Here is an 18,754-nt window from a genome sequence, read left to right as displayed (position 1 = left end):
AAATAAGGAACAAAGTTTTTTATGAAAAAGGTATTTACAAATATTTTTAATACCCCCTGGTACCCAATTGCGATCAGCGCTTATCCTGTGCTGGCTCTACTCTCTGCTAATACAGGGCAGGTTCAACTTTCGGCAGTAGTTCGTCCGCTGCTCGTTTCTGTCCTCTTCGGCGGGATATTATATTTTCTGATTTGGGTCTTTCTGCGGCAGGTATACAAATCCGCTTTTCTTACAACGCTGTGGCTGGCATTATTTTTTACTTTCGGTCATGCCTATATCGCCATTGATGAAAAATACCCTGATGCAAATTACACGCTTTGGCTTGCCATCGGGTGGATCGTCTTATTTATCCTTGCACTGCTCTGGATGCTGCGTTCGAGATCGACCTTTGCCGCTTCAACTTCTACCTTCAATACGATTGCCCTAGCGCTATTGATCATGTCTTTGGGGCAGATCAGCCTCGCGGATGGGCCGCGCAGCGTCCATGCTTTGGCGTTGGAGAATGCTCCTGTTGATTCAGATCTCGTGGTTCCAGAAAGTCCGCCAGATGTATATTTCTTCCTTTTGGATTCATATGGCCGTGCCGATCTACTCAAACAGGCTTATGGATTTGATAACAGCGAATTCGTCAATGAATTAGAGTCGCGTGATTTTTTTGTAGCCAAGTGCAGCCAAAGCAATTACGTGAGGACCGAGATTTCACTTGGCTCGTCGCTTAACATGCAATACTTGCAGGAACTCAGTGATACCTATGCACCAGACAGTACAGCGCGCCGTTTATTATGGGATTCATTGAAGCATAGCGCCGTGCGTTATAACTTTGAAAGCATGGGCTATGAAACGGTGAATTTCGCAACAGGCTTTGCATGGCTTGATATTAATGATTCCGATCATTTCATAAGCCCGCCGCCCGTTTCCTCGGGGATGACCGAGTTTGAAGGGTTGTTCCTGCGAACGACTCTTGCGCGTTATGTGCAGGATCTGGGCTGGGTGGACCCCGATTATCTTCTGGGAGTTGGTTTTCGTGATCGCTTCAATAATATATTTGATCATATTGACGACGTTGCCAAAATACAGCAGCCCACTTATTCATACATCCATCTCATTTCGCCGCATCCACCATTCGTATTTGACCCTGAGGGCAACCCGACCTATCCGCCAGATTTTTGGAATGACCAGCGTCAATACCCAGCCAATTTGTATCAGAAGGGTTATTTGAATCAATTGCAATTCTTGAACAAGAAAATGCTGGATGCTATTGATACCATCGTGGCGAATTCCGAAACGCCGCCGATCATCATTGTTCAAGGTGACCACGGCCCCTGGTTACAGCCTAAAGATAAAAGGATGCGGATTTTTACTGCCATTTACTTCCCTGGCAATAAAGATAAAGTTTATTCAACTATTTCACCTGTTAATATTTTTCGGCTCGTGTTCAATACATATTTCGGCGGGAATTATGATATGCTCGAAGATGTAAGTTATTTCTCGCCTGTTCCCAATTTGTATGATTTTTCAAAGATGCCGTATCCTTGCAATGCCCCAAATAACTAAATGAAATACACAGTCCTTCTCACTGCTCCTTACATGCTTCCGATCCTGGAACGTTTCCAACCCATCTTCGCGAAGTATGAACTCGACCTGATCTTGCCTGATGTGCAGGAAAGAATGGAAGAAGATGACTTGCTTAAATATGCGGGTCAATTTGATGGTGCGATCTGCGGGGATGACCGTTACACAGCGCGCGTGCTGGAAGCTTGTTCTCCGCGTTTGAAAGTTATTTCCAAATGGGGGACGGGGATCGATTCAATCGACGCCTCAGCCTGCTCCCGTTTCGATATCATTCTCGCCCGAACGCCAAATGCCTTCACCACTCCCGTCGCGGATACTGTCCTTGGCTACATGCTTGCATTCGCAAGAAGAGGCCCGTGGATGGATAGAGAGATGAAAAGTGGAAAGTGGGAAAAAATTCCAGGCAAAGCGTTAAGCGAATGTGTGTTGGGCGTGATAGGCGTTGGCAACATCGGAAAAGCTGTGACCCGCCGCGCGCGTGCCTTCGGTATGAAAGTTTTTGGCACAGACATTATAGATATTGACCACGTATTCATTACTGAGTCTGGAATCGAAATGACTGACCTCCACTTTCTTCTTTCCAACTCCGACTTCATCTCGATCCATTGTGATTTAAATCCAACTTCGCATCATCTTATTAACTCCAAAACCCTTGCAATGATGAAACCATCCGCCCTCCTTATTAACACTGCCCGCGGGCCAATCGTGGAGGAAAAGGCCCTTGTCGCCGCACTCAGCTCAGGTCAGGTGGGAGGCGCGGCTTTGGATGTCTTTGAGTTTGAGCCGCTTCCAAAAGATAGTCCATTGTTGAAAATGGATAAGGTCATGCTAGCTCCGCATAACTCAAATTCCAGCCCCACTGCCTGGGAGCGCATCCATTGGAACACGATTAGGAATTTGCTGGATGGGCTGGGGATCGATTCAAAAGATTTGAAACATGATATTTAAAATTCGTTCTGCGCTTCCATATATTTTTTTGTTGGTTCTGGCGGCACTTGTGCTGGACTTGGCGAATCCGCTGTTCGATAAACCTGCCCGCGACGGCGGATTTTTTCTGTATGCTGGCAGCCAGATATTAGATGGGAAAATTCCCTATCAGGATTTTTGGGACTCAAAAGGCCCTGCAATTTTCTATATCAACGCCCTGGGATTATGGCTGGGCGGCGGGGCGCGCTGGGGAGTTTGGATCGTAGAGTTTATTTGCGTCTTTGGAACGCTACTGCTTTTATATCGCACTCTGTCAAAGCGATGGGGGCTGGGCGCGGCTTTGTTCGGCATGACCATGGCTGCACTTGGTCTGCGCGTGGCGTTGGGGTACGGAAATTACACCGAAGAGTTTGCGCTTCTTTTTAATGCGGCGGGACTGTATCTCTTCCTTTCGATGGTGGATGCCGAAAGAAATTATTGGAAATATTTTTGGATCGGCGCGCTGTTTGGGTTGAGCTTTACATTTCGCGCCAATAACATCGGCGGGTTGTTTGCGATATTGATCGCAGTCTTCCTATTTGATGCGTTCAAAAGAAATTTTGCGCAAGCAATAAAGACTGTTCTTGCAACTCTGGCTGGATTTGCAGTTCCGCTTTTGTTGTGGATCATTTACTTCGCACTGTTTGGTGCAGCAGGAGACATGATCTATGCCTCCCTCATCTTCAATTTCTCCTATGCTTCCGCAAAGGACAGGGAATGGTTGGATTTATTCGGCGGTTTCGGCCGTTATGGAATGTCCTGGTATGGCTGGTTTACATTGTTCGCGTGGTTCATCCTTGTCTTTCGCGCGTTAATCAGTTTTATGCAGAGGAAATTGTCGGTCTTGGAATCCTTCCTGCTCATCTGGTTCCCGATTGAAATCCTGTTGAGCAACCTCTCAGGCAGGGGTTTCACACATTATTACATCAGTTGGACTTTAGCTGTTGCGGTCTATTGTGCATTTGTCTTTGCAGAGTTCTGGCAGGTTACGTTCAAGATACCCTCCCTGGAGGGGTGGAGTGACTGGCTAGGCGAGTTTGTTTCGTTGGGGTTCATTGTTATGTTATTTGTCGTCTTCCCATCTTCAGGGGCACGCTACGGAGAAACCATCGGTCAATTATTCGATGGCGCACATGAAATGGAATATGTTGACCCGCTCTCAGCCTATGTTCAAGAAAATACCCAGCCTGATGATCTTGTTCTGACATGGTACCCCGATATGGGTATTAGTTTCATAGCAGGGCGGAGGTCACCCGTCAAGTATTTGTATTATCCGCTCTTCCTTGAGGATTCGTTAACTGAAGAAATCGAATCATCGTACATCACAGACTTGACTTCCAATCGCCCGAAGTTGATCTTGGATTGCTCCCGCTCAGTGGACGCCATCCCTTCATTAGACTCCGTTACTCGTGAAGAACAGTATTCAACGCCTGGTCTCAAACGTAAAATGTACATCCAACCCGGCATGGAACAAATATTTTCCTTTGTATCTGAAAACTATCACACTGAAACTACTGTTGAAGACTGTCTTGTATTTCGTTTGAATGCTCCATGAAATCCGTGTCATTCCGTGTACAAAAAAGATAACCCTATGACAAAAACAATCCTCATCACTGGCGCGGCGGGTGGAATTGGCCGCGCAACCGTAAAACTCTTCACTGAAAAAGGCTGGCACGTCATCGGCGTGGACAGGGCTGAATTTGGCGACACATTCCCAAAAAATGGCCTCTTCATCCAGGCTGATGTTTCGCGCGCCGAAGATATGGAAGCCATCTTTGAAAAAGCCCATGCCTTCACAACTTCACTGGATGCGGTGGTCAATAATGCGGCCTTGCAGGTTGCCAAGCCGTTGATCCAAACAACAGTGGAAGAGTGGGATGCGGTCATGGCCGCAAATCTGCGCTCAGCGTTTCTGGGGGTAAAACTGGCATACCCTCTTTTGAAAGCCGATAAGGGTGGCGCAGTGGTGAACGTGTCCTCTGTCCATGCTGTGCAGACCTCTGCGAACATCGCCGCATATGCCGCATCCAAAGGCGGTTTGCTTGCGTTGACTCGCGCCATGGCAATCGAGTTCGCGCCTGATAACATCCGTGTCAATGCCATTCTGCCGGGTGCAGTGGATACACCTATGCTTCGCGCGGGTTTGGGACGCGGGCACGTTGGGCAGGGTGACATGCAGGAACGGTTGGATAACCTCGCGCGGAAAACTGTCAACGGGCGGGTGGGTACGCCGGAAGAAATCGCACGCGCCATTTATTTCCTTGCTGATAATGAGCAATCATCCTTTATGACTGGTCAGGCCATGATCGTGGATGGCGGTGCAACTGCCAGATTAAGCACGGAGTAATGACATGAAAGCATCCCCTTCTCAACTTTCACGTTATTTATTTTTGCTGTTGGCCGCAGTCCTGGTCATTTTTGGAATTGGTTCATTCACGCGCATTGGTGATAACCCAGGCCAGGCTGGCCTATATGCCTTCTATGCATTTTTGATGTTTGTGGATGGCGCAGTCGTATTATTTTGCGCTTTTCAATTGCAGCGTAGAAAACTGAAAATATTCAGGCTTGCCGTCATCGTCCTTGCGATCAATATTCTCTCGACGATCTTTGACCAGTTCGGTTTTGCTGATCTGCTCTTCGTGCTTCTCAATCTAACCGCCTTGATCGTCCTCTTCATCGCGCGCAAGGAATTCCTCCCCGCATGAAACAAACCCTCAAAAAGATTTTCCCCCAGCCTGTTTGGCAATTCACCCGCAACACCTACGACTCGATCAAACGTATTCCCGAACTGCCTGATGCATACCTGCATCCCTGGCGGCGCGAGAGTATTCGCCGCCTTGCGGCACTCAGAGACATTCACAAGGGCAAGCGTGCCTTCATCATTGGGAATGGTCCCAGCCTTAAACAAACTGACCTCTCCAAACTAAGAAATGAATTTACGTTTGGCATGAATCGCATTTATTTGCTTTTCCCTGAGCTCGGTTTTACCACAACCTATTTTTGTTCCATCAACGATCTCGTTATCGAACAATTCGCAAACGATATCCTCGCATTACCCATGCCGAAATTTTTAGCATGGCGCTCGGCTCGTCATTTCCCGCCAACCTTACAACTTTCAAACATTCCAACTTTCATCTACACCTCCTACACCGGCCCACGTTTTGCTCAGGATGTAACAGGCCGTGTTTGGGAGGGAGCTACCGTCACAACCTTTGCGCTTCAGCTTGCCTTTCACATGGGCTTTGAAAAGATCATCCTAATCGGTGTGGATCATAATTTCACATCGAAAGGCGATGCCAATAAAGTTGTGGTCTCCGAGGGCGACGATCCTAATCATGTTTCGCCCAATTATTTTGGCAAGGGCGTCAGATGGCAACTGCCTGACCTTGATACGTCCGAGATTGGTTACATCATGGCGCGCGAAGCTTATCGCAAAGCAGGCCGTGAAATCGTGGATGCAACCATCGACGGCAAATTAACTGTCTTCCCTAAAGTCGACTACAATTCCCTCTTTGATTAACGATTAACGATTTTTGATTTGCGATTGATCTTCGACTTTTGACTTTTAACCTTCAACCTTCCTCCATGTCGCTTCCTCCCCAATCTCGCAACTGGTTCATCGTCCTCATCATTCTCCTCGCCCTGGGTGGACTCCTCCGTCTGCTCGATATCACTGATCCTCCATTGGATTTTCACCCTTCGCGCCAACTTCGCAACTCATTGGTTGCGCGGGATATTTATTATTCCATCCTTCCTTCAGCAACCACTGAACAACGTGAACTGGCAGCATCCTTCGCCCGCTCGGTTGGGAAGTACGAGCCGCCCGTTATCGAGTCTATTGTGGCGTATACCTATCTCATCACAGGCGAGAATATTGCTGTGGCGCGAGTGTGGTTGACTCTTTTCTGGCTTGCAGCAGGCATGGCCTTGTTTGACTTGATGCGCTGTGCAACCTCTCCCTGGGCTGCGTTGATCGCACTGGCATATTACCTCGTACTCCCGTTTTCGGTGCAGGCCAGCCGTTCCTTCCAGCCCGACCCATTGATGACCTCCGCTTTTGTGATCGGTGTTTATTTTTTTTATCGTTGGAGCGAAGACTCTGGAGTGCAGGAGCTTGCTCCTGCATCGGACAGCAAGCTGTCCGACTCCAGAAAAAAGACATGGAAGTGGGCCATTCTGGCTGGCGTCTTTCTCGGGATCGCAACCTTTGTAAAGATCGTCATTGCCTTCTTCGTGGGTTCAGCCGCAATTGCGATGGTGTTGTTCACCCTCAAAAAGGATTTCTGGAAATCAAAACAGGTGTGGGTGATGGCGGCCATTATGGTCGTTCCTGCGCTGATTTATTATGTTTTCCTCAACCAAAGCCGCTCCACGGAATATTTCTTCTCGTGGACAGTGGCTCTCATCAACCTCATCACCAGCACAGATTTTTATACCAAGTGGCTGGCTTTCCTCGGAACCATCTTCGGACTGACGATCATCTTCCTGAGCATGGCGGGCGCGTTGATCGCCAGTCCGCGTATGAGATGGTTATTGGTTAGCTTGTGGATCGGTTATCTATTGTACGGACTTACGCTGCCTTTTCAAATGTATACGCATAGTTATTATCATATTCAACTGATTCCCATCATTGCGCTGGGATTGGCCGTCGTGTTGAATCCGCTGGTTGAAAGTGTGGCAGTTACCGGCGGAGTAGGACGCGTGGGTTTCATCGCCTTGATTGTGGCTGTCATCGGGTATCAAGCTTATGTAGCACGCTCCGTTTTAGTCGCCGAAGATTTTCGTCATGAGCCTGCATTTTGGGGTGAAGTGGGCGAGGCGATTCCATCCGATGGAAATGTGATGGCGCTGACCCAGGATTATGGCTATCGTTTGATGATGTATGGCTGGCGCAGGGTAAGCCTGTGGCCGCTGGCGACAGGCCTGAGCGAGGCGCGCAACCCCGATAAAAATAATGCCGAGCAATTTGCAGAGCTGACCGATGGCATGGATTATTTTCTGGTGACCGCGTTTGGCCAACTGGATAAGCAGCCCGATCTGAAAAATATTCTGGATACATATCCCATTACTGCTGAAGGCGATGGGTATGTGTTGTATGACCTAAAAATTAAATAGGACGCGGACGAGCGCGGATGACGCGGAGGATTGTTGTTAAATAGCCAGGTTGAACTCAAGCACAGAAATATAACCGATAAGATTTTGCATGCTTTTTTCAAGATTGTTTATCCGCAATTGGGGTATGGATTTTTGGAAAAAGTTTACGAAAATTCAATGTTCATTGCGTTGACTGCTTTGGGACTCAAAGTGCAACAACAGGTGAAGATCGTTGTCCATTTTCAGGGGCAGGTTGTTGGCGAGTATTTTGCTGATTTATTAATCAATGATCTCGTGATTGTTGAACTGAAAGCAGTCTCTCGTCTTTTGAATGAGCACGAAGCGCAATTGTTAAATTATTTACGTGCGACGCCGTACGAGGTGGGGCTTTTATTAAATTTTGGCCCGAAGCCTGACTTTCGTCGTAAAGCCTACGATAACTTCCGCAAGACTCCCACGTGGGAGCAGAAATAAAAATCCGCGTATTCCGCGTTTATCCGCGTCCCATTAATATGACCCTCGTTTCAATCATCACCCCCTCCTACAATCAGGCAGCCTACCTCGAGCAGACGATCCTGTCTGTTTTGAATCAGGACTATCCGCGCATCGAATATATCGTTGTGGATGGCGCATCCACAGATGGCAGTGTGGAGATAATAAAAAAATATACTCTGGAGTCCGACAGCTTGCTATCGGGTTTTGGTAATCACGCCATTAATTACTGGGTTTCAGAAAAAGATCGCGGACAGGCGGATGCGATCAATAAGGGATTTGCCCGTGCGACAGGAGACATCATTGCCTGGCTCAACTCTGATGATTATTATTTGCAACGCACAATCAGCGCGGCGGTGAAAGTCTTTGAAGAGAATCCTGATGTGGTGCTGGTATATGGGAACATGCTCGCCGTGGACGAACACGGCAAGACTTTCAACACCTTGAATTACAAACAATTGACCTTGGAAGATTTGTTGTGCTTTCAGATCATCGGTCAGCCAGCCGTGTTCATGCGCCGTTCTGCTCTGCAAAAAACAGAGGGACTCAACACTACTTTCCACTTTCTACTCGACCATCTCTTGTGGATACAAATCGCCAAACGCGGAAAAATCCTACACGTGGACCAAACCTGGTCTGCCGCGCGATACCATGCCGAAGCCAAGAACCGCGCCAAAGCTACCGAGTTTGGTCACGAAGCCTTCCGTATCCTGGAAGTCGTAGCGCAAGATGATTATCTTGCGCCCATCCTCGCCAAGGTAAATCGCCGTGCCCGCGCCTCCGCCCACCGCGTGGATTCGCGTTACCTTCTCGATGGCGGCCAGCCAGCAAAAGCCCTCTCTGCATGGATGCGAGCGTTATTCATTCATCCTCTTACTGCATTGGCACGGATAAATATTTTTGTTTCCGCTATTTTGAGCTTGTTGGGGTTGGGGAAATTAAGGGATGCAATCTTGAAAGGCAGAGAAGCGCGATATAAGAAGTGATATTTAGCGTGAGTTGCTATCTTTACTTCTTGATCTGATTTTAATCGAGGTTCTTAACGCAAAGTCGCCAAGGCGCAAAGATTCTATTGTTTTTTCTTGCGACTCTACGTCTTTGCGTTAAAACTTACGAAAATTCTGCACAGAGATGCTTCGGGAAGAACGCCCTCAGCATGACACGATACGACGATGGTGAGAACTTGAGTCAATTAGATTTATCTGGTCAAATCCACCTTGGGCGGATCAAATTCTTCGATAATCCATTTCTTTTCCATTATCTTCAAAATTTCTCTAGAAACTGTATATTGACTGCGTCTACCCTTGACTTCCAAGTTCATTGAAGAAAAAGTATCGATCTCGATCTTTCCATTCGAGAAGTTGACCCAGATCCAATCATCCCCCTGCCTGCCAAATTGAACACTCTGAAAATGCCCCATCAACTTTTCCAGGATTGGCTCAAAGTTTTTTCGATCCAACTCGGCAAAAATAACAAATTCATCCTGATCCATAGTTGCTTCCCGGAATAATCTTTCAGCGGTGGCTATCCCATGCAACAGTTAACTCACGCAACTGCGGCTCAACTTTGTTTGCTAACTCCTGAACCTGACCTGCCTCCTGTAATAATCCATCAATGACACGGTCAAGCGCGCGCAGTAGTTCGTCTCGTTCTAGCGAAGCTACCAATGCACCCCTAAAAACATCTCGAACTTCGGGGGGAAGATCGTCAAAGCCTCTTCCATGATTTGTAGGAAGTCCGCGGCGGCGACAGGCTAGGCTAAGGGTGTAGTCGCGAACACCGCTGATCCAATACTCGGCCTGCCAGTAGCGGCCATGTTCGATGCAAAAGCGCGCACGCAGCGCGTGATGGACTGCATAGCCAAAAAGTCCCTGCGCGGACGCTGGCTGCGGGTAAGGTTTTTCGACGGAACTGCCAAAGAGTAATTTAAACTTCGGGCCGGTAGCCCCAAATTTGGAGGCGGGTGTGAACGAGAGATCGAATTGCAGGCAGCCCGGGAGCAAGAACACGCGATAAATGGATGCGCCGCTTGGCAGGTCAAACAGTTGTGTCGCATCGAATTCCTTGACGATGTCACGGGTCCAGTCTTCAAGCACGTCAAGCATGGGGAAGTCATCGGCGACGGCGAAGGTCAGGTCAAGGTCTGACCAGCGATCCTCATCTCCGAGCGCGAGCGAACCAACCACAGCGCCAGCCACCACTCGCGCGTCAGATGCAGCCAGTCCCAGAACATGGTCACGAATGCTATCGCGGTCTTTTACGCTGAACATATTGATACCTGGCTCATACGTTTACTCATCAACTTATGAAGCCGCCATTATAGTGAAGTTCATAGACCTGGCGGTTATCGTAAGCAATGGCCTCCATTCCAAAAAAGGATTCGACATCGCCCTCACTTTTGTCTGTATAAATGTAGGCCTTTTCCTGAAAAAAATTTGGACCACGATAAGGACGCTCTGGCTCCACCAGGGACAGTGCCGTTCGAAGAAACGCATAGATCTGCGTCATGTTGAGAGAGGCAGACGTTGATGGAACGACCCCGCCACTATACGACATGGCCCATATGGGTGAAGAGTCATGGAAGATAACCTCCTGGCCCGCAAAACGGCTTAGACCAAAATAGATGTCGCGATAAAGCAGTGTCCCATCTTGATATTCCAATTGACGCGAATTCGGCAACAGAGGCGGAACCGTTGCATCATCCCCCTGGGTAGCATAAGTATGTCGTTTGGCGTTTAGCAGAAAAGTGATAAAGGCCTCGTGCGGGACTGGTAATTCCATTGGCGCTCCATCCTATATTAACTCAAGTTGCTACCATACTCTCGATGTGTCTTGCTGAGGGGCGCACATTGCCCCGAAGCATCTCTGACACTATGAATCCAGACCCTTCGGTCGCGGAAAACGCGCTCCCTCAGGGTGACACGCTTTCTTTGTATCCAGGTAGCAAATTGCATTATCTCACTGAGATATCGCCGGTGTAGCTCCAGTGCCAGAACTCAGGGAGGTAGGGGTCAAACCCTGCGGCTTCCATGGCACGGATGAGGATGCGGCGATTCTGACTGCCCAATCTTTCCTGCTCTGTCAGGTCCTCGCGGAATTCATAGTGGAGTAGGGCCGCCTCGGGTCCGATCACATAATTCACTGGCACGCCCATTTCGAGGTCATTACCGTCAGAGCCAATGATCGTCAGATCGAATGCGCCGCCGTAACGGTGACTTCCAAAGAGCGGCACGATTCTCGCGGGAGGCGCCATGACTTGAAGCTGCGAATCAACTTGTTCCGTAGTCCAGCCCGGATGCGCTTCAACGATTTGGCGTCTGGCATCCTCCGCGGCAGCTTTCTGTACCGGCCACGGCCGCCATCCATCCAATACCCTAAAGTTCTGCCCGGGTTGGAGCTTGTCACGTGCCTGCTGGAGTCTCTCGGCCAAAGCCGGGCGGATAAGAACGCGTGGATCATCCGTCCAGCCCTGGAGATGGCAGTCATGATCGATCACAAAGCCGTAATCGGCCAGGCCCACCAATAAAGGAAGGATGGCTTCTTCTTTGGCTAGCCAATAGGCTTCATCATGTTTTTCGGGCAACTTGTTTTCTGTCATCAATGATGTATCTCCTGTTCGATCATTTAGGGGCCAGAGGTGTATCGAAATTGATTGGCCGCAAATTCCTTGTAGGTCATCTTTGCTGTAGCCGCCATAGACTCTGCCATCGCTGTCCCGAGGGCGCGAGAGCGGGAGTTTAGCTCAGCTTTGCTGCACGTCTCAGTACCATCAAGGCAATCTCCGAAGTGAACCATGGCACCCGACACACTCTTCGTTTCAACTAGGATCATCTGCCCCTGATACAACTGCCAGAACTCTTCCGTGGCCTGCTTCACCTTTTCAGGGTCATCAGAGTTCGCTATTGTTGCGGCAGCGGATAAGGCTCCTAAATAGATTTTTCGCTGGTTTTCCAGCCAGGGCTTCATGAATTCCCGCTCTGCCGTCTCCTCTTCGCGGAGGGACTGCTGCTCCTGTGCAATTCGGTTTTTGATTTGCTGGTCGCGATATTGAATTACGCCCCACAAGAACCCGGCGATCGCGACAAGCGTGGTGATGATCGGCACCACCTGGACCAGGCTGCCATACCAGGGCTTCCTCCTCTTCAATCCTTCCAGTTCAAGCCTCAGCTTTTCATTCTGCAGTTGAACCTGCTCCAGTTCAGCAGATTGCAGGGCATATTGCGGGGTATCTTTTACCGCCGTCGTTTTAGCCATATTCATACTCCTGATAACTTTTACCAATAATATCGCAAGACACTTGCACCGCCGCTGCCGCACATCGTGTTGGGCGGCATTTATGCTAACACTTTTCTCATTCGTAAAAGTGGAACTCCTGCACCGCCACGATCATCAACGATTTTTTCATAAGGTTCAAATCCGCAGGCGCGGTACAGTAGTTCTCCTGACAATGTTGCAACCAATTCCATCTTCGTGAATCCTTCAGCTTTGGCAGCCTCTTCACACAACGAGATGATCAGCCGACCTATTCCTTTGCGAGTGTGATTGGGATGAGTGTACATGGCGCGAATACGTGCTGCATCTTTCGTCGGGTCAAGGAGAGCAGAGCTTCGTCCTGGCGTTTGATCTCCGCCATACATAGTAGCACGACGACTCCATCCACCACAGCCTGCCAATTGACCGCTAGCTTCAATAATGAAATACGTTCTATCGTCAATGAGTTGAGTATCCAACCCCATAATCGCTCTACTTGATGCAATCTGACTTTCATCGAGAAAGGATTTCTGATTTTCAGATATTGCTGCATCCATCAATGCCTTAAGCGCTTCGAGGTCATCACGTCGGGCAAGCCTATGTGTTAATGTCTCATTCGTCATGACTGGTCTACTCCTTATGAACTGGAAAGTTTAAAGGAATTCTACTTCTAAAATGTTTCAGATAAGAGCATGCGCCAAACGGAAATGAATCTGAGCCTTCAGGATCTCTTTACAAAGTTTATTTACTTTGAAGTTTCTTCATCGTTCTTACAGACTCAGCCACCAGTTCTTTCAAAACTTTTCTATCCACATCATCCAGTTTTTTGATATATAAACATCCCACGCTTGTTTTATGTTTGCCGAGCTTCTTCAGCAAATCTGTATGTAAATTAAACCCTCCCATGATGTATAGCGTCAGGTTTTGTTTGCGAGGGGAGAAGCCTGTCAACATCCAGTCACCTTCGCGCCCGCTGGCGCCTTTGTAGTGGTAGCTTCCAAAGCCGACAATGCTTGAACCCCACATCTTGGGCGTTTCTTTTGTAACTTGTTTCATTAATTTGAGGATCTCAAAACAATCTTCGCGCTGTTGTTCATCTGCAACAGAATTGAGAAAACCTTCCACGCTTGCATCATTAACCTTCGTCTTTAATTCAACCTTCTTTGCCATGTCATCCTCCAGATTCTAATGATCATCCGCCTTCAAAATAACCTTATCTTATTGATTTGGAAAAAACAACACCCATCAATAAACCAATTATTGCTCCAATATAAGGCAGTAATGGATCAATAAGCCCTCCCATATAGTTGTGCTTCCACGAGTAGACTTTACCGTCTGCATCAATGGCATCAATAGTTAATGAACTGCCGTTACCCCATATTTCACAAACTGCAACCGAATCGATGTAGTTATTTAACAGTGGCAACATGTGGGCACACTCATCTAATGGAATTTGAAATTGATTATGGAGATCAGGAGTGTTAGACTTAATCCAACAGTTTTCTGTGCAATTGGGGGTAGTTGTGTACTGATAAACATCCCCTGTTTCTGTCTGTATGTAGCCAAGTCCAATTAATTTGTGTACCTTGTTTGGCGGATATCCCCTTGGCTCCCATTTGACAAACATACCATTTAAATAGGCGGAATAATAAAGCCACATGACACTAGCTCCAACAATTGAAAACAAAAATAATATACCGATACGTTTGACCATTATCGTTCTAATTTTGCTGGATGGACTGCCCTTGGGCATTGTGGAGCTGGGGTGGGTGTGGACTCTGCTTGGGAACATGAAAAACTCGAAGCCACGCTCCGCGAGCGAAGCGAGACAGAGTGCACGCTGTGTTAGGCGCTTGTCGATCTTAGAATTATTCTTTTTATGTACACGGCCAACCCGACTCTCACAACCTTTTCAAGTATTTCGGGCCAACTCCTTACAGAAATGGTTTTCCATGTTGATTGTTCAATAGATTGTTGGAACATTTCCCAAGTGTCTTTACCGATTACTCCCTCGGGCCATATATCCTTTGTTACTCCAGGGACAAACTTTGCTTTATGTGTGTAATCGTTTCGTAAACTAAATAAATATTTCTCTTTTGTGCTGTTGTCACTACTTCTATGATTTCCGATATTGGGTGGGTTATCGAGTATTTCAAATCGTATGCTATCGAGCAATTCCTGATAAATTTGGGAAGGAATAATCTCATGAAGAAATCTATAAAATGAACTGCTAACGCCATATATTCTATTGTATGCATTGTAGTATCCCAGCGCGATGTCAACTTGATCTTCGATTTCCCAATTTATGGCATTCTCTCTTTCTTGCTTTTTGCTGCTTGAATTTAGCCAACTTCCAAAATCTAACCAATCTGCTGGTTGTCCTAATCTGTCGAAACATGTGAGCAGAAGATAGACAACTAAAGGTCTATAGTGATGAAATAATTGCTCTGCAGTTGTTTTTTGAGTCAATTTTGAACATAAGTCTAGGCGTTCTACGACCGTAGAAATTACGGCAAGTCTACTGCTGTCCAGTTCGCTAGTTTTGAACATATATTCAGGACGAATATCTTTGGCCGCTATGTTTAGTGCTTTGATTACAGTTTCTTTGTCAAGATAACCTTCAACAGTTTTTATTAGCCTTTCTTGAAAAGAATTATCAAGGTCGAATTTGTCTTGTAGAAGAACAAACCATTCTGATGGAGCAATCCACATCACAAAATAAGGACTACATGACGGCCTAAATTCTGGATAAAAATCTTCTGGCGCATTTGCGTTGTTAAATCTTACATAGACCATTGCTCCTAATCTTAGTCGCGAACGATCGAAAACATACGGATATCTTTCATGATTTAGCCCGAATACAACTGCTGATGAATTCATCGCAAATCCACAATATTATTGAGTGATGAGCGCCTAACTATGGTTTATACGGCACGCTGTATAAACACCCGATTTAGGGTGTTATCCCGCAAGGGGACTTTACAGCAATTTTGCTGTATATGCACCTTATATCCAGATATTCAGATTATACGCCCCTGCCCTCGCGTACACAAGCGAGCCCCATGCTTTTACGTTACAATAAGCTCTCCCTATGAAAGAAAATCCCTCATTTTTTGCATCCCAAAGGGCATGGGTCACAGCATTGATTATCATTCTTTTGCTTGGCTTTGCGATTCGCCTTTATGACCTCACCGACCTGCCGCTGGATTTTCATCCTACACGCCAGATGCTCTCGGCGCTGAAGGCGCGGGGTATGTATTATCAGACCCTTACCGACGCTCCCGCCGAAGAACGGGCGTTTGCCATTCAGCAGTGGAAGTTCCGCGCTTCGGTGGAGCCTGAATTCCTTGAACGCGTGGTGGCATACACTTATCAATTCACAGGCGAAGAGCTTTGGGTTCCACGCGTGTATTCCTCCGCCTTTTGGATCATCGGCGCGGTCTTCCTCTTTTTGCTTGCGCGCAGATTAACCTCAACCGACGGCGCGCTCGTCACCACCGCCTTTTATCTTTTCCTCCCATACGCAGTCACTGCCAGCCGCAGCTTCCAACCCGACCCATTGATGGTCATGCTCATCATCATTTTTTGGTGGGCGGTTTATCATTGGTCTGATGAACTATTTACCGCCAGGCTCGCTACACCTGCCCTGGTGGGCGGTGCCAGAGATGTCGCGAAGAGTTCAAAAGATGTAAACCTTAGCGATCTTAGCGCTCTTCGCGGTTCAAAAAGAAGTTGGGCTTTCGCCATCCTCGCAGGTCTCTTCGGCGGTTTTGCCATCTACATAAAATTCGTCGCAGCCTTCTTTGTCATTGGCGGCGGGGTGGGTGCGCTGCTGCTCGGGCGCAGGTCACTGATTGATGTTTTGAAGCAGCCTCAGGTTTACGTCATGAGCGTTTTGGGCATCCTGCCAGGCGCGGCCTACTTCATCTACGGCGTCTTCATCGCGGGTTATCTCGGTCAACAGTTTGGCGGACGTTTCATCCCCTCCTATTTTCTGAGTCCATCTTATTATCTTGGCTGGGTCGGCATGCTTAACCTGGTCATCGGCAGTATCCCTTTGATGATCGCATTGCTGGGATTGTTTTTCTTTGATGATGAAAGACGTCGCTTCATGTTCGCGCTTTGGGCTGGGTACGCCCTCTTCGGCCTTTACTTTAACTATCACATCTCCACCCACGATTACTACTCCCTGCCCTTGATCCCCATCGTGGCATTATCGCTCGCGCCTTTGGCAGAAATGTTTTTCACACAACTGACAAAACTCACCGCAACTCGCTCCCTCCGCGTGGCGGCTTACTGCCTTCTGCTTTCTGGTTTGTCTGCATCGCTCTGGAACACTCGCAACCAAATGAACGCCATAGACTATCGCCCCGAAGCGGAGATGTGGGCTGAGATCAGCCAAAAAGTTGACGGGTATAATCTTGCAGGCCTCACGCAGGACTACGGCTCGCGCATGGCCTATTGGGGCTGGCGCAATATCACCTCCTGGCCCACCTATGGCGACTTGATCTATCACGACGACCTGCGCGGCGCGCAAATGGATTTCGAGGAACAATTCGCGGAGATCGCATCGAAGAAGGACCTCTTCGTAGTCACCGATTTCAACGACTTGAATCGCCAGCCCTTACTCAAGCAAAAATTGGATGAGTATCCCATTTTCGCAGAAGGCGACGGCTACGTGATCTACGACCTTCGCCGGTGATTGCAACATGTCCCTTGATCCATGTTTCGTTATGATGCGGGGGCGTCACTTTGAAAGGAAGGTCTGTCTGTGAAGTATTCCGTTGCGCGTGTCGCATTTACTCTATTGATCGTGAATATTTTTGTTGTGGGCTGCGGTGCCACTAATGACAAAGTTGATGTTGTTGTACTGCCAAAAGAGAAACGACCCAATATCATAATTATCATCGCGGATGATCTGGATCTAAAACTTGGGACAATAGACTATATGCGGAATCTGCAGGAGCTGTTGGTGTCTCGTGGAACAACCCTGAACGATTTTTTTGTGACAACCCCCATGTGCTGCACTTCGCGTGCAAGCATTCTGCGAGGACAATATACACATAGCCATCAAGTTTATAACAACGAGGCGCCGTATGGAGGGTTTTCCAAATTCTATAAAACAGGCAATGAAGGATCCACAATAGCCGTCTGGCTGCAGGTGGCTGGATATCGTACCTCGCTTATTGGCAAATACTTTAATGAATATCCATCTCGAGATGACCGTACTTACGTCCCCGCGGGCTGGTCGGAATGGGCCAGCCCTGCTCAAAAAAATGCATATGACGGCTATGATTATGTATTGAATGAAAATGGAGCTTTGGTGCCATATTCCCCAGATGAAGAGAATTACTTTACAGATGTGATGAATCGTAAGGCAGTTGAGTTTATCGAGCGCGCTGCACAGGATGAAACTCCATTTTTTCTTTATCTCGCTCCTTTTGCACCACATGAACCCGCAACAGCTGCGAGACGTCATTTGGATCTATTTCCATCCATCACTGCTCCTCGTACGCCGTCATTCAATGAAGATGATGTAAGTGATAAGCCCGGAGATATGCCTTTCAACCCATTGCTCACTGAAGAGCAAGGATCAAAAATTGATGAGATGTATCGTCAACGCGTTTTATCCATGCAGGCAGTTGATGAAATGCTTTTAGATCTGATAACAACCCTTGAGCAAACGGGTGAACTTGAAAATACCTATATTGTTTTTACATCTGATCAAGGATATCACTTGGGGCAGCACAGGTTGTATTATGGAAAAAGTACCTTTTATGAAGAGGACATTGCAGTTCCATTCATAGTGAGGGGTCCCGGAATTCCTGAAGGTAGTGAAATATCAGATTTGTTTGCAGGAAATGTGGATATTGCACCTACCTTTGCTGAATGGGCGGGCGTAACGCCTCCTGAGTTTGTGGAAGGGAGATCCCTGGCAGGGGTTTTGGCTGGTGAATCCATCCCTGAAACCAATTGGCGTCAGGTTTTATTTCTCGAAACTTATGGCTTTTCGATCAATGAAGATTCAACTGAAGCCCCATTGCTGGGCAGGATTATTAATTCCGTCTTTGAGCTGTCGCCTGCTCAGAAAATTTCCCAAAGTTCAATTGGGCTTCGAACCGCTCAATATACGTATATTGAGCATGATGGTTTTATAGAGCTTTATGATATGACGATAGATCCCTATCAATTGGAAAATCTCGCTTCTTCTGTAGACCCGGCTATTCTTGAGTGGTTATCAACATGGTCGCATGAGCTTGCCTTGTGCAGTGGAAAAGATTGCCTGAGAGTGGAAGAAAAATTGTTGAACACAATACCTTAATATGAAATAGGTTACCTCATCTACAGTGCGTAAATAATTATCTCGAAGAAGGCAGCT

General features: G+C 47.5%; 20 protein-coding genes. 11 read left to right on the top strand and 9 right to left on the bottom strand.

The window, feature by feature from the left end; translation table 11 throughout:
• Positions 1-21: 21 nt before the first annotated feature.
• From AC14M5_RS14355 to AC14M5_RS14315, 9 genes are read left to right on the top strand one after another with little or no spacing between them, the layout of a single operon-like run.
• Positions 22-1,554 carry an alkaline phosphatase family protein gene (locus tag AC14M5_RS14355; RefSeq protein WP_484030363.1) on the top strand — a complete coding sequence of 511 codons (1,533 nt, stop codon included), beginning with the start codon at positions 22-24 and terminating at the stop codon, positions 1,552-1,554.
• Positions 1,555-2,520: a phosphoglycerate dehydrogenase gene (locus tag AC14M5_RS14350; RefSeq protein ID WP_484030362.1), complete on the top strand. Its 966-nt coding sequence runs from the start codon at positions 1,555-1,557 to the stop codon at positions 2,518-2,520. It begins immediately after the preceding gene.
• Positions 2,510-4,093 (top strand): ArnT family glycosyltransferase, encoded by a 1,584-nt coding sequence (locus AC14M5_RS14345; RefSeq protein ID WP_484030361.1) that lies wholly within the window; start codon positions 2,510-2,512, stop codon positions 4,091-4,093. Before AC14M5_RS14350 ends, AC14M5_RS14345 begins: the two co-directional genes overlap by 11 nt.
• A 36-nt stretch (positions 4,094-4,129) precedes the next feature.
• Entirely contained in the window at positions 4,130-4,885 is a 756-nt protein-coding gene (locus AC14M5_RS14340) for an SDR family NAD(P)-dependent oxidoreductase (protein WP_484030360.1), read from the top strand.
• Positions 4,886-4,889: 4 nt separating this feature from the next.
• Positions 4,890-5,243 (top strand): hypothetical protein, encoded by a 354-nt coding sequence (locus tag AC14M5_RS14335; RefSeq protein ID WP_484030359.1) that lies wholly within the window; start codon positions 4,890-4,892, stop codon positions 5,241-5,243.
• The gene (locus tag AC14M5_RS14330; protein ID WP_484030358.1) at positions 5,240-6,058 is read left to right on the top strand and encodes a 6-hydroxymethylpterin diphosphokinase MptE-like protein; all 819 of its coding nucleotides are present in this window, start codon (positions 5,240-5,242) and stop codon (positions 6,056-6,058) included. Before AC14M5_RS14335 ends, AC14M5_RS14330 begins: the two co-directional genes overlap by 4 nt.
• Before the next feature lie 38 nt (positions 6,059-6,096).
• Entirely contained in the window at positions 6,097-7,653 is a 1,557-nt protein-coding gene (locus AC14M5_RS14325) for an ArnT family glycosyltransferase (RefSeq protein WP_484030357.1), read from the top strand.
• Positions 7,654-7,686: 33 nt separating this feature from the next.
• Positions 7,687-8,106 carry a GxxExxY protein gene (locus AC14M5_RS14320; RefSeq protein WP_484030356.1) on the top strand — a complete coding sequence of 140 codons (420 nt, stop codon included), beginning with the start codon at positions 7,687-7,689 and terminating at the stop codon, positions 8,104-8,106.
• A 38-nt stretch (positions 8,107-8,144) separates the two neighbouring features.
• Positions 8,145-9,110: a glycosyltransferase family 2 protein gene (locus AC14M5_RS14315; protein ID WP_484030355.1), complete on the top strand. Its 966-nt coding sequence runs from the start codon at positions 8,145-8,147 to the stop codon at positions 9,108-9,110.
• A gap of 212 nt (positions 9,111-9,322) precedes the next feature.
• On the opposite strand, the gene AC14M5_RS14310 is transcribed toward AC14M5_RS14315, so the two are convergent.
• The 9 genes from AC14M5_RS14310 to AC14M5_RS14270 all read right to left on the bottom strand — a co-directional run bounded on the left by AC14M5_RS14310 (position 9,323) and on the right by AC14M5_RS14270 (position 15,255).
• Positions 9,323-9,616 carry a hypothetical protein gene (locus AC14M5_RS14310; protein WP_484030354.1) on the bottom strand — a complete coding sequence of 98 codons (294 nt, stop codon included), beginning with the start codon at positions 9,614-9,616 and terminating at the stop codon, positions 9,323-9,325.
• Between the two features lie 22 nt (positions 9,617-9,638).
• Complete coding sequence (locus tag AC14M5_RS14305) at positions 9,639-10,394, bottom strand: nucleotidyltransferase domain-containing protein (protein WP_484030353.1); 756 nt, start codon at positions 10,392-10,394, stop codon at positions 9,639-9,641.
• Between the two features lie 28 nt (positions 10,395-10,422).
• Complete coding sequence (locus tag AC14M5_RS14300) at positions 10,423-10,905, bottom strand: DUF5680 domain-containing protein (protein ID WP_484030352.1); 483 nt, start codon at positions 10,903-10,905, stop codon at positions 10,423-10,425.
• Between the two features lie 172 nt (positions 10,906-11,077).
• Positions 11,078-11,722: a M15 family metallopeptidase gene (locus AC14M5_RS14295; protein ID WP_484030351.1), complete on the bottom strand. Its 645-nt coding sequence runs from the start codon at positions 11,720-11,722 to the stop codon at positions 11,078-11,080.
• Between the two features lie 26 nt (positions 11,723-11,748).
• Positions 11,749-12,378, bottom strand: a complete 630-nt coding sequence (locus tag AC14M5_RS14290; protein ID WP_484030350.1) for a hypothetical protein — start codon at positions 12,376-12,378, stop codon at positions 11,749-11,751.
• Between the two features lie 80 nt (positions 12,379-12,458).
• Complete coding sequence (locus AC14M5_RS14285; protein WP_484030349.1) at positions 12,459-12,998, bottom strand: GNAT family N-acetyltransferase; 540 nt, start codon at positions 12,996-12,998, stop codon at positions 12,459-12,461.
• A gap of 118 nt (positions 12,999-13,116) precedes the next feature.
• On the bottom strand, positions 13,117-13,545 hold the full coding sequence (locus AC14M5_RS14280) for a DUF1801 domain-containing protein (protein ID WP_484030348.1): 429 nt from the start codon (positions 13,543-13,545) through the stop codon (positions 13,117-13,119).
• Positions 13,546-13,588: 43 nt separating this feature from the next.
• Positions 13,589-14,089 (bottom strand): hypothetical protein, encoded by a 501-nt coding sequence (locus tag AC14M5_RS14275; RefSeq protein WP_484030347.1) that lies wholly within the window; start codon positions 14,087-14,089, stop codon positions 13,589-13,591.
• A 131-nt stretch (positions 14,090-14,220) separates the two neighbouring features.
• Positions 14,221-15,255, bottom strand: a complete 1,035-nt coding sequence (locus AC14M5_RS14270; RefSeq protein WP_484030346.1) for a hypothetical protein — start codon at positions 15,253-15,255, stop codon at positions 14,221-14,223.
• A 211-nt stretch (positions 15,256-15,466) separates the two neighbouring features.
• On the opposite strand from AC14M5_RS14270, the gene AC14M5_RS14265 reads away from it, so the two are divergent.
• Together AC14M5_RS14265 and AC14M5_RS14260 are read left to right on the top strand one after the other, a co-directional pair.
• Positions 15,467-17,077, top strand: coding sequence for an ArnT family glycosyltransferase (locus AC14M5_RS14265; protein ID WP_484030345.1), 1,611 nt, complete (start codon positions 15,467-15,469; stop codon positions 17,075-17,077).
• Positions 17,078-17,146: 69 nt separating this feature from the next.
• The gene (locus AC14M5_RS14260; protein WP_484030344.1) at positions 17,147-18,697 is read left to right on the top strand and encodes a sulfatase family protein; all 1,551 of its coding nucleotides are present in this window, start codon (positions 17,147-17,149) and stop codon (positions 18,695-18,697) included.
• The last annotated feature ends 57 nt before the right edge of the window (positions 18,698-18,754 follow it).

The organism is Candidatus Villigracilis sp., assembly GCF_057083605.1.
The sequence above is the reverse complement of the archived record's forward strand: the minus strand, read 5'-3'. Positions and strand labels throughout refer to the sequence as shown.

Bases quoted from the DNA above. Each gene is read 5' to 3' on its own strand.
- AC14M5_RS14330 (WP_484030358.1), top strand. From the start codon at position 5,240: ATGAAACAAACCCTCAAAAAGATTTTCCCCCAGCCTGTTTGGCAATTC.
- AC14M5_RS14305 (WP_484030353.1), bottom strand. From the start codon at position 10,394: ATGTTCAGCGTAAAAGACCGCGATAGCATTCGTGACCATGTTCTGGGA.
- AC14M5_RS14280 (WP_484030348.1), bottom strand. From the start codon at position 13,545: ATGGCAAAGAAGGTTGAATTAAAGACGAAGGTTAATGATGCAAGCGTG.
- AC14M5_RS14350 (WP_484030362.1), top strand. From the start codon at position 1,555: ATGAAATACACAGTCCTTCTCACTGCTCCTTACATGCTTCCGATCCTG.
- AC14M5_RS14270 (WP_484030346.1), bottom strand. From the start codon at position 15,255: ATGAATTCATCAGCAGTTGTATTCGGGCTAAATCATGAAAGATATCCG.
- AC14M5_RS14340 (WP_484030360.1), top strand. From the start codon at position 4,130: ATGACAAAAACAATCCTCATCACTGGCGCGGCGGGTGGAATTGGCCGC.
- AC14M5_RS14290 (WP_484030350.1), bottom strand. From the start codon at position 12,378: ATGGCTAAAACGACGGCGGTAAAAGATACCCCGCAATATGCCCTGCAA.
- AC14M5_RS14345 (WP_484030361.1), top strand. From the start codon at position 2,510: ATGATATTTAAAATTCGTTCTGCGCTTCCATATATTTTTTTGTTGGTT.
- AC14M5_RS14285 (WP_484030349.1), bottom strand. From the start codon at position 12,998: ATGACGAATGAGACATTAACACATAGGCTTGCCCGACGTGATGACCTC.
- AC14M5_RS14310 (WP_484030354.1), bottom strand. From the start codon at position 9,616: ATGGATCAGGATGAATTTGTTATTTTTGCCGAGTTGGATCGAAAAAAC.
- AC14M5_RS14295 (WP_484030351.1), bottom strand. From the start codon at position 11,722: ATGACAGAAAACAAGTTGCCCGAAAAACATGATGAAGCCTATTGGCTA.
- AC14M5_RS14355 (WP_484030363.1), top strand. From the start codon at position 22: ATGAAAAAGGTATTTACAAATATTTTTAATACCCCCTGGTACCCAATT.
- AC14M5_RS14300 (WP_484030352.1), bottom strand. From the start codon at position 10,905: ATGGAATTACCAGTCCCGCACGAGGCCTTTATCACTTTTCTGCTAAAC.
- AC14M5_RS14265 (WP_484030345.1), top strand. From the start codon at position 15,467: ATGAAAGAAAATCCCTCATTTTTTGCATCCCAAAGGGCATGGGTCACA.
- AC14M5_RS14275 (WP_484030347.1), bottom strand. From the start codon at position 14,089: ATGGTCAAACGTATCGGTATATTATTTTTGTTTTCAATTGTTGGAGCT.
- AC14M5_RS14335 (WP_484030359.1), top strand. From the start codon at position 4,890: ATGAAAGCATCCCCTTCTCAACTTTCACGTTATTTATTTTTGCTGTTG.
- AC14M5_RS14315 (WP_484030355.1), top strand. From the start codon at position 8,145: ATGACCCTCGTTTCAATCATCACCCCCTCCTACAATCAGGCAGCCTAC.